The organism is Evansella sp. AB-P1 (genome assembly GCF_029688925.1).
GTDB lineage: Bacteria > Bacillota > Bacilli > Bacillales > Salisediminibacteriaceae > Evansella.
Window position 1 is genome coordinate 49472 of sequence record NZ_JARUKY010000027.1, and the last position, 10972, is coordinate 60443.

Genomic DNA, 10972 nt, shown 5'->3' on the forward strand with positions numbered 1-10972 from the left:
CAGTATGCATCATATGACTACATGAAAGCCTACGTGTATATAGCATTTTGATTCACCTGTCCATTATCTAAAGGTTTGGTTTTGTTAATGGGGGAGTATTCGGTGATAAAAAAATGCAAAAATAATAATTAAAATCTAACAATAATTATTCTAGTTTGTTACAAAAATATAATATATCTATTACTAACCTGTTATATTTATCTGATATTGTGAATTAGGATACATTTCAAAATATCTGTCGTTTAATAGATAAATAGAACTAGTAGGGGGAAGTAGTGTGCTGAAGAAGGTTAGTAAACTAGCAATATTCATTGCAATTGTGCAACTTTTTTTTGCTGGTGGAGTCTTTGCTACAGAAGCACTAGAGAAGGATCAAGAGAGAATTCAGCAGGAAAGAGAGTCAATACAATCAGAGCTTTCTGAAGCTGAAGAGGAGCTTGTAAAACTAGCTCAACAACTAGAGGAAATAAATAGCGAAATAAAAAATATTAATAACGCCATTGAAGAAAATGAAAGAATGATCGTTGATACAGAAGAACAGGTTAAAGCGAATGAGGCTGAGATGGAAGTGTTAGAGCTGGAAATAGAGCTTCTTCAAAATGATATAGATCAGCGAATAGAATTATTAAAGGAACGAGCAAGCTCATACCAAAGAAATGGCGTTGAAACGGCTTCCTATATAGAAGTAATTTTAGGATCAGAAAGTTTTGGAGATTTCATTAGCCGTATAGTTACAATTTCAAGAATTGCTCAGGCTGATAGTAATTTTATCGAGCAACTAGAGGTAAATCAAAAGGAACTTGAAGGTATACAAGGGGAGTATGAACAGACAATTCGTGATTTAGACGATCAGCTTATCATGCTTGAACGCCTTCAAGAAGATATTAAAGATCAGAAAGAATTAACGGTTAAATTAAGAGACGAAGTAAAAAACAACGAAAATAAACAGGAATCTATCATTAGAAAATTAGTGGATAAAGACAAAGATTTAGCTTCTCAGGAAGATAATGTTCGAAAGCGAATTGCAGATGAGATTCGAAGACAAGAAGAAGCCCGACGAGAAGCTGAGAGACAAGCTGAGTTAGCGGCTCAAGCGGAAAGAGAAGCAAATCGACAATTAAGTCATAACAACTCATCTAGTTCTTCTTCCTCCACAGGTGAATGGAGAAGCTTTAAGGCCACAGCCTATACAGCTTATTGCACAGGGTGTTCTGGTATTACATTTACTGGGGTTGACTTACGAAATAATCCAGATGCAAAGGTCATTGCCGTTGACCCGAGAGTCATACCTCTTGGATCGTATGTTGAGGTAAGGGGACATGGTACTTTTCTAGCAGCTGATACAGGTGGTGCAATAATTGGAAACAAGATAGATATTTTTATGCCAAATCGATCTGATGCTTTACGATTTGGATTACGCGATGTACAAATACGAGTTTTAGATTAATAACTATAAAAATGCCCCCCTTTTGATAATCAAGAGGGGGGTCACTTGTCTCGAGATAAATATTCTTTAGAACGGATGAACCATCGTTGAAAAAAACATTTTCGGTCTCCACGGTGCAAACTTTCACTTGCATGAGAGGTATACCTAGAACATAACAGAAATGAAACTATAAAGTGGATTCGGGTGAAATAAGTTCTTTATTTGTGCGACTAGTTATCCAAAAATAAATAACCCCTATTAAACTCATTACACCCATAATGGCAAACATGAATGCGTAGCCAATAAAGTCTGCACCGATCCCTCCTAGAATACCACCAGCTATTCCACCAAGTCCGTGTAGCACAATAAAATTCATCATCTGTCCACTAACTTTAAGCTCTTTACGTATATGACGGTGTACATATTCAGCTAAGCATAAGTAAATGAGAATAAACGTCCCCCCATGAAGGAGCCATAAAAATAGAACAGTAAAAGAATTAAGCCAAAGGGCATAGAGTATCCACCTTATAGCAAGAAGAATCCCTGAAAACAAAATGATGTTGCGAATACCAAAATAATTATACAATTTGTCAAAGAAAAGCATAAATGGAAATTGACTAAATGATCCGACCATAAAGCCCAAACCTATTAAGCTCACAGGAATTCCTTGTTCCACACTGTATAATGCTTGAAAGGATCCAAAGAAACCGAACCCCGTACTAAGTACAAAAACGTATATGTATATTCTACGAAGAGAAGAACTTTTCAAAACCTCCAAAAAATGAATCTTCTTCTGGCTTACTTGATGTCCTAATACAGGTGGGATTTTCAAAAAAACGAAAATTGCTATAAAAATTAGTACGGAGTAAGCAATAAAAATTGAATGGATGTTGTATTCAATCATAAAACCAGCAACTGCCGACATCGTAGCAAATCCAAGCGACCCTGCTGTTCTAACTTTGGAAAACTGAAAATCATATTCTGAAGCAAGCTCTAGGGAAATAGCATCCCCTAAAGGGTTAATGGCTGTTTGGAAAAAAAAGAAGATGCACGTGATTATTAATAAAAATAAAAAATTCCCTCCAGCTAGAGGGTATAACCAAACAATGATAGTAGACGCTAGTAAACAAAATAGAAGAACATTATTTTTCGCCTTTGCTCGGTCTCCTCTTCCTCCCCAAAATGGATTAGCAAGTACTCCCATAACTGCACCAGTGGATGTTAATATACCAATTTGAGTGTCCGACATATTCATTTCCGCATAAAAAAGGGTAATATAGGAAACTAGTGCAGTAATGGCCATAAAAATTAGTGTGTAATAAATACATGTTCGTACAAACAGTTTGTTTTTCACTTATATACCTACTTTTGATTTGAAATTGTTTAAACATTCTTCGTCAAAGAAAATCATAAAGAGCAGAATGTAGTGCTATTCTTAACACTATCAAAAAATGAAACAACTGTATACATGAAAGATTGGTAGATATTAATATTCATCTTCATTTCCTTCATTATTCCTTTACAAAGCTTAACATAGCCTTTATTTTCTCTTAGCACTTCTGTTGTATAGTTATCTTTGTTAACAATTAATACTAATAATTTTTATCACTATGAGAGAAAGGAGGATTGCTGGTGGAACGCGGTACAGATTCTGCAACTAAATATGTGAATGTAAAATCATTAGTGGATAGTGAGACATCTGTGGTACCTAAAACTAGTTCTAAAGCCAAAAATAGAATGAGAAAATGGAAACTGTTTGGTGAAGGAATGATTTATCTTTTTCCAGCTTTTCTTATTTTAGGAATATTTCTATTTTATCCAATGATAAAAACCCTTTACTATAGTTTATTTATAACAAATCCAAGGGGGGAAACAGTTGTATTTGTTGGATTAGAAAACTTTCTAACCTTAATGCAATCAGCTAGTTTTCAAAACAGTATGATCCAGACATTTAAATTTGTACTGTACACGGTACCTACTGGAGTATTTTTAGCATTATTTTTAGCACTAATTGCAAATGAAAAAGTTAGAGGAATAGAGTTTTTTCGAGTGATCTTTTCCTCAACACTTGGAGTTTCAGTAGCTGCAGGAGCAAGTATTTGGTTATTTATGTTTCATCCAAGTCTTGGTGTATTAAACAATCTACTTCAAGTTTTTGGACTAGATTCAATAGGATGGCTAACGTCAGGAGAATGGGCATTAATCTCTGTATCTATTACTACTGTTTGGATGGGAATAGGATTTAACTTTATTATTTTTTTGGGTGGTCTACAAAATATTTCTCAGGAATTATATGAGAGTGCATTAATAGACGGTGCTGGATATTTTGCTAGATTATTTAAAATTACCATTCCATTGTTGTCACCAACGTTATTTTTTGTCGTAACAGTAACGCTAATCAATTCCTTTCAATCATTTGGACAAATACATATTTTAACTGGTGGTGGGCCAAATGAGGCGACAAACTTAATTGTCTATTCAATCTATAAGGAAGCTTTTGAATTTTCAAGGTTTGGAACTGCTAGTGCACAAGCAATTATTTTATTCTTGTTTATTTTATTAGTTACGATTATTCAATTTAAAGTTGGTGAAAAGAAGGTGCACTATCAATGATAAAAAAGCTTATTACCTATATGTTACTAATCATATCGTCATTGATCATTTTTTTTCCTGTCTTATTTGCTTTGTTAGCAAGCTTTTTAACCCCTTCTCAATTAAGTCGTGGTCAATATATACCTACTAGCATGAGTTTGGATAGTTACATTAGTGTTTTTCAAGATGTACCACTTTTAAAGTTTCTGTTTAATAGCTTTATTGTTTCTTCTACTGTAACTATTGGACAGTTATTGTTATGTAGTTTGGCAGCATTTGCAATAGTTTTTATCCCTTTTAAAGGAAGAAATGTAGTTTTCTTTATGTTTATTTCCACTTTACTCATTCCTTGGGAAGCTGTCATGATACCTAACTTTATTACAATTATCAACTTTAATTGGCTAAATAGTTATTTAGCATTAACAGTACCTTTTATTACTACTGCCTTTGGTATCTTTTTGCTTAGACAGCATTACAAAATGATCCCTAAGGAATTGCATGAATCAGCACAGATGGATGGATGTTCTAATTTCAGATTCTATTGGTCTTTTGCTCTGCCATTATCAGTGCCTATGTTAAGTGCACTTGCAATTTATGCATTTTTGACTACATGGAATATGTATTTATGGCCTTTACTCGTTACAAGTAATAATGATGCTAGAACAGTACAAATTGGAGTAAGGATGATGATATCTCAGGAGTCAGCAACATCTTGGAATACAATCATGGCTGGTGTCATTATTATTCTTATTCCAACTTTACTTATATTAATTATTGGTATTAAACAACTTCGTCAAGGTTTAATGTCAGGTTCATTGAAAGGTTAAAAAATTATTTAGGAGGGTTATTAAATGAAAATTGTTATGAAAAGAACGGTTTTATTCATGGTAGGAATGGTGTTATTAATGGTATTGGTGGCTTGTGGCAATTCTTCTAGTGCAGTACAAAAAACGGAGGATGGAAGAATTATTGTGGATTTTTGGTACGCATTAGGTGGTAATTTAGGTGAAGCTGTTGAAGGTATGGTTAATGATTTTAATGAAAGCCAAAGTGATATCCAAGTAAATGCTGTATATCAAGGTAGTTACGAAGAATCCTTAACTCAATTAAGGCAGTTAGCTGGAACAGATGATGCACCAGCTGTAGTTCAAGTGTTTGAAGTTGGAACGAAATATATGATTGAAAGTGGTTATATTGAACCTGTTCAAACGTTTATAAATGAAGATAACTTTGATTTATCTTTGCTAGAAGAGAATATTCTATCTTACTATCAAGTAGATGGACAACTATATTCTATGCCGTTTAATACGTCGAATGCCATTATGGTTTACAATAAAGACATGTTTAGAGAAGTTGGATTAGATCCAGAAAATCCACCAGCAACCTTTAGTGAAGTGAGGGACGCTGCTAAAAAGATCAGTGATTACTATGGTAGTAGTGTAGATGGTTTTTCTGTTATTACGAACGGTTGGTTTACAGAGCAAATGATTGCAAATCAAGGTGGGCTGTATGTAGATAATGACAATGGCCGTTCTGGAGAGCCTACTCAAGCATTAATTAATGGGGAAGAAGGTCAGCGTTGGTTCCAATGGTTATATGATATGAAAAGTGACAGCTCTCTTGGCGATTATGGCCGTGCATGGGATGATCATCGGGCTGCATTTCTTGGTGAGACTGTCGCAATGTACTTAGACTCTACAGCTTCTTTAGCAGGTACCGTAACAAATGCTGAGTTCGAAGTGGGAACTGCTTTTTTACCAACTGCTGACGGTATGGATCCACAGGGTGTTATCGTTGGTGGTGCTTCCATATGGATGATGACGGATATACCTAAAGAAGTACAAGAAGCAGCATGGGAATTTATGAAGTTTACTTCAAAACCAGAGGTTCAAGCAAAATGGGCTGCAAGTACAGGTTACTTCCCTATTACAAAAGAAGCATATGAGCATGAAGTATTAATTAACACATATGAAGAATACCCACAATTCTTAACGGCAGTAGAGCAACTACAAAACACAACATTAACTGCTGCAACTCAAGGAGCTCTAATAGGAGTATTCCCTGAAGCGAGAGAAAGAGTTGTTAATGCAGTTGAAAGCTTATATGGCGGAACAGATCCAATAGAGGCGATTAATCGTGCCAATGAAGAAATTAATACAGAATTAGAAAACTATAGACGAGCTAATCAGTAGTATTGGGAGTATCACTCCAAAGAACTTAGAAGAGAGTTAAATTATATAAACAAAAAAAGCACCTGACTATTCAGGTGCTTTTCTTCTAGGACAATTGCATCGTTGTAATGCAAGTACGATCATTTTCAAAAGTAGAAAACTCATATTCTACCATTTTGCCATCATACATTATGGAAATTTGATAGGTTTCGTTTCTAGGAAGCCATAAATCTATAAAACCGTTTTCTAAAGACATCATTGGCCCATCGTGAATGATGTTTCCTTCAGAATCCTCCATGTATACGTCAAACTCTTGTTCCACTAATTCTCCTTGACAACCTGTCAAGTTATGGAATGTTCAAGGATGTGTTTCATTTACATAAGGTGCAATAGAAACAAAAAACTCATCCTCAGGTAAACTATAGGATATTTGGTTCCCAGTGCTGTCAGAAACAATAAGCTCTTCGTCTGTAATGGATGCAACCTTGTCTGTTATGTTTCCAACACTGTAATCGTTCACTAACTCCTTTATTTCATCCGTTGCCAATTTTTCCGATGTACTACCATCATTGTTTCCCGAACAAGCAGTAACAATGGCAATGGAAACTATTCCAACAAGTATCAATATTTTTAGTTTCATGTTGAACTCATCACCTCGTATCATTTATTCTTGTCACTTCTCTTTTAACATAAAGATCTAGTTTTTATGCTAGTCTCATCTTTTTTTAATGAGGACGATTATATAAGATCTCTTTCAATTATATTAAGTAATTGTGAAGAAACAATGAAGTTATTTTATCATTTTCGTAGGTAATTTGGAAGAATGGTAAAATAGATTACTTATCTGAAAAATATTCCAATCATACTATATAGTATTTAATGGCTAAAACCATTTAGTATAAGAAGTACTATTGTCATGTTGATAAACAAGTATTGCTTGATGATCATGATTATAATAGAGTAGTAATATGGTAATGTTTTGAAAAAATAATCATTTAAATGGTGATTATGAACATAAATTCACATGAAAGTATTCACTAGTATAGTGAATGTCAACAATAAATTATACATAATGAGGTGACTTCCTTGGATAAACGGGTATGTAAAGGTATTATTTTTTTCTTGTTTATTATATTAGTTCAAGTTACCTTTCCAAATGATGCGAGAGGAATTGGGAGTTCTCCTCTTATATTAGATACGACTACTGAAAAAGTAGATGTTTATCAAGTGCTTTATATGTTAGAAGATAATGAAAGAGAATTTACGATAGAGGAAGTTATGTCGGAGGAGTTTTCAGAAAAGTTTATTCATTCTGACAATGTACAGCAAAGAGGAGGTTTTTTTGAAACACATACTTGGCTTCGTTTTGAAATACATAATCAATCAGAGCAGAGGGATTGGTTTCTTGAATTTGCCTTTCCTCAAATTTTTGAACTTCAAATATATGAGGAGGAAAGCCAAGAGAAACTTCATCATGTAGGTTCTCAATTTCCATTTAGACAACGAGAAATCAATCATCGACATTTTGTTTTCAGTTTTGAACTAGACCAAGGTGAAACAAAAGTCTTTTACGCATTAGCTTCTGGAGGTGGTGATCTTCATCCACCTATTAGTATTTGGGAACCGGAATCGTTTATTGAGAAATCTCAAGTAGAATTTGCACTGCTAGGTTTATTCTATGGTGTTATTCTAGTAATGATTTTATATAATCTATTCCTTTATTTTAGCTTACGATTAAGAAGCTATCTTTATTATGTTATCGTCATTACTTTCACTTTACTGGGTAAAATGTCTATTAACGGAGTTGCTTTTCAATACTTTTGGCCATATTCACCAGAGTGGAATATCATTTCTACTCCTGTTTGGGTTAGCTTAGCCTGTATTTTCATTCTTATCTTTACAAGAACCTTTTTAGATGTTGATCAGTATATACCTCGGTTTAAGTTCATTTCAAATTTTTTAATAGGACTAAATGGTGTTGTAATTGTCACTATATTTCTCTCTTATTATATAGCTCTTAATTTAATGTTACTAGCAACGTTAATTACTTTTTTTACTGTTTTAAGCACAGCATTTATTTGTTTATTACGTGGTGCTCGTCAAGCTCGTTTCTTTATTATAGGTTGGTTTATATTTTTAATAGGAGTTTTTATTACTATTATTGAAAGGGCAGCAATCGTTCCATTTTCTGTATTTACTGAGTATGCAGGTCAAGGGGCGTTGACAATTGAGGTTGTATTACTTTCCTTTGCACTTGCAGATAAAATTAATATTATGCGAACAGAGAAGGAGCAGGCAGAAAAGACAGCACGAGAAAGTCAAACCCTTGCTTTGGAAAATTTAAAGAAGGCTGATGAACTGAAGGATGAATTTTTAGCAATCACTTCCCATGAACTCCGTACTCCTTTATTTGGAATGATAGGAATTGCAGAATCGTTACGAGATGGAGTACAGGATAAAGTATCCGAAAATATGAAAAATCAATTGTCTATGATTATAACAAGTGGTAACCGACTTACACATTTAGTTAATGATATTTTAGATTTTTCAAAACTAAAGCATGAATCAATCGTATTAGAACGTAAGCCCGTCCATCTAAATGGAGTAGTGGATGTTGTATTTGCTATTTGTAAGCCACTTCTAAAATCGAAGGAAATTCAATTAGTTCAGCATATTGATCCTTCTTTACAAACTGTACATGCGGATCCTAATCGACTTCAGCAAATATTATATAATTTAATTGAGAATGCCATTAAATATACGAATGAAGGAAATATAGTTATTTCAGCAGTAAACGAAGGTAACTTTGTAAAAATCAGTGTTGCAGACACTGGAAGAGGGATGTCAAAGGAGCAGCAAAGTGTGATATTTGAACCGTTTCAACAACTAGACAAGTCTGTTTCCAGAGATGCTGGAGGAGTAGGTCTTGGATTAACGATAACAAAACGTTTAGTAGATTTACATGCTGGAAGGATGGAAGTGAATTCTAAATTAGGTGTAGGAACCACGTTTAGCGTCATGTTACCTATACATCGTAACCATACTGAGGTAGTAGAAGAAGTAGCATTATCATTAGATATGTATACGGAGAAAGAATTATTATTACATGAAACTGAAAACACACTTAACAGGGGGCCAAAAATATTAATAGCTGACGATGAGCCTATTAATTTGCAAGTATTAACCAACCACCTTACATTAGAAGGTTATGAAATTATTACTGCATTCAACGGAGAGGAAGTATTAAATTTAGTGGAAAATCACTCAATCGATCTCCTTATTCTCGATATAATGATGCCGAAAATGTCTGGCTATGAAGTGTGTCAGCGTTTAAGGAAAAAGTATTCATTAATGGAGTTACCTGTATTAATGTTAACAGCAAAAAATCAGTTGCATGACAAGATCGCTTCCTTTGAAGTTGGAGCAAATGACTATTTAGTTAAGCCCTGTGATAAGCAAGAGCTACTTTCCCGTGTAAAGACACTCGTTCAAATAAGAACATTAAATCAGGAACTAAAAGAAGTAAACATGAATTTGGAAGAAAAAGTACAAGAACGAACAGAGGCTTTAGACGTTGCAATTGAGGAATTAAAACAAATGAATGAAAGCTTGCAAGATATGGTAGAGTCTAGACGCCGTCTACTCTCCAATATCGCCCATGAACTAGGAACTCCTGTTACGTTAATTTATGGGTATTTACAAGCACTACAGGAGGGGGTAATACAAGGGGACGACCAACATTATCGTCAGCGTGTATTTGATAAAATAAAAATATTAAACCGTTTAATTGATGATTTGTCTGATTTATCTCAAATAGAAGGAGGGAAATCCAGCTTAAATTTGAAAGAGGTAGGAATTAACCAATGGGTTGATCAAGTGTTTGAAAAATTTATATTTGAAGTTACACAAGGGGGAAGAAGTATTGAAAAGGTAGGGATTACAGAAAATTTTAAAGGTTTCCTAAGTTATGTGGATGTGGAACGGATGGATCAGGTTTTTTCTAATCTCATATCTAACGCTATTAAAAATACGACGAAGGATACAGGAGTAATTTCTGTTTATGCTTACTTGAATGTTGAAAGAAACAAAATAATTATTGAAGTTAAGGATAATGGATTTGGAATAAGTAATGATAGTTTACCATTTATATTTGAACGTTTTTACAAAGAGTTACCGTCTTATAAAGTTGGAAAACAAAATGGAACTGGCTTAGGTTTAGCAATTGTAAAAGAAATCGTTCAAGGTCATAAAGGGGATATTTGGGCAAAAAGTAAAATAAATGAAGGAAGTGAGTTTTATATTTCATTGCCTGTTCATTATAAAGAATAATATTTACTCATGCGGATCAACTAATACATAGTGTTAGTTGGTCCGCTTTTTTTCCTGATTTTCAAAGTCTACCCTGAAAAAAGAAGCGTTCTAGAAGCCGGAAAGTTGGAAAATCATGAAATGCAAAGCCAAAGAAGCATTCTAGACGACTACATATCTGCAAAACCATACTATGCGATTGCAGAGAAAGAACATTTTCATCCTCCATGGTGAAATTCACACTTGCATGAGTGGTCTACCCTGAAAATAAAACAGTTAAGTAGTGAAGGGGGGGAGTGTTATTTATACAATAATTATACAAATAATGAGGGTTTTTATTAATTTATCATTAGTGTTGCATAAATAATGTTTGAATTTTCAGTTTATTTGTCTATCTTGTTTAGAGCCAAAAAGGTAAATACCCAATCAAAGGTGGTTCCATCCATTTAGTAATTATTTTACAATTAGACATGTA

General features: G+C 34.0%; 7 protein-coding genes. 5 read left to right on the forward strand and 2 right to left on the reverse strand.

What is annotated here, in order from left to right; genetic code table 11:
• Window positions 1-277 precede the first annotated feature (277 nt).
• On the forward strand, window positions 278-1447 hold the full coding sequence (locus tag QA612_RS20620) for a 3D domain-containing protein (protein ID WP_278285720.1): 1170 nt from the start codon (window positions 278-280) through the stop codon (window positions 1445-1447).
• Between the two features lie 166 nt (window positions 1448-1613).
• Here QA612_RS20620 and QA612_RS20625 read toward each other — a convergent pair whose 3' ends face one another.
• The gene (locus QA612_RS20625) at window positions 1614-2780 is read right to left on the reverse strand and encodes an MFS transporter (protein ID WP_278285721.1); all 1167 of its coding nucleotides are present in this window, start codon (window positions 2778-2780) and stop codon (window positions 1614-1616) included.
• 383 nt (window positions 2781-3163) lie between these two features.
• Between QA612_RS20625 and QA612_RS20630 the strand changes: the two genes are divergently transcribed.
• From QA612_RS20630 to QA612_RS20640, 3 genes are read left to right on the forward strand one after another with little or no spacing between them, the layout of a single operon-like run.
• The gene (locus QA612_RS20630; protein ID WP_278285728.1) at window positions 3164-4039 is read left to right on the forward strand and encodes a carbohydrate ABC transporter permease; all 876 of its coding nucleotides are present in this window, start codon (window positions 3164-3166) and stop codon (window positions 4037-4039) included.
• Entirely contained in the window at window positions 4036-4845 is an 810-nt protein-coding gene (locus QA612_RS20635; RefSeq protein WP_278285722.1) for a carbohydrate ABC transporter permease, read from the forward strand. Before QA612_RS20630 ends, QA612_RS20635 begins: the two co-directional genes overlap by 4 nt.
• A 24-nt stretch (window positions 4846-4869) precedes the next feature.
• Entirely contained in the window at window positions 4870-6210 is a 1341-nt protein-coding gene (locus QA612_RS20640) for an ABC transporter substrate-binding protein (RefSeq protein WP_278285723.1), read from the forward strand.
• A gap of 85 nt (window positions 6211-6295) precedes the next feature.
• Here QA612_RS20640 and QA612_RS20645 read toward each other — a convergent pair whose 3' ends face one another.
• Window positions 6296-6829: a CueP family metal-binding protein gene (locus tag QA612_RS20645; RefSeq protein ID WP_278285724.1), complete on the reverse strand. Its 534-nt coding sequence runs from the start codon at window positions 6827-6829 to the stop codon at window positions 6296-6298.
• A 446-nt stretch (window positions 6830-7275) separates the two neighbouring features.
• Here QA612_RS20645 and QA612_RS20650 point away from each other — a divergent pair, with 446 nt between their 5' ends.
• Window positions 7276-10518 carry an ATP-binding protein gene (locus QA612_RS20650; protein ID WP_278285725.1) on the forward strand — a complete coding sequence of 1081 codons (3243 nt, stop codon included), beginning with the start codon at window positions 7276-7278 and terminating at the stop codon, window positions 10516-10518.
• Window positions 10519-10972: the final 454 nt, after the last annotated feature.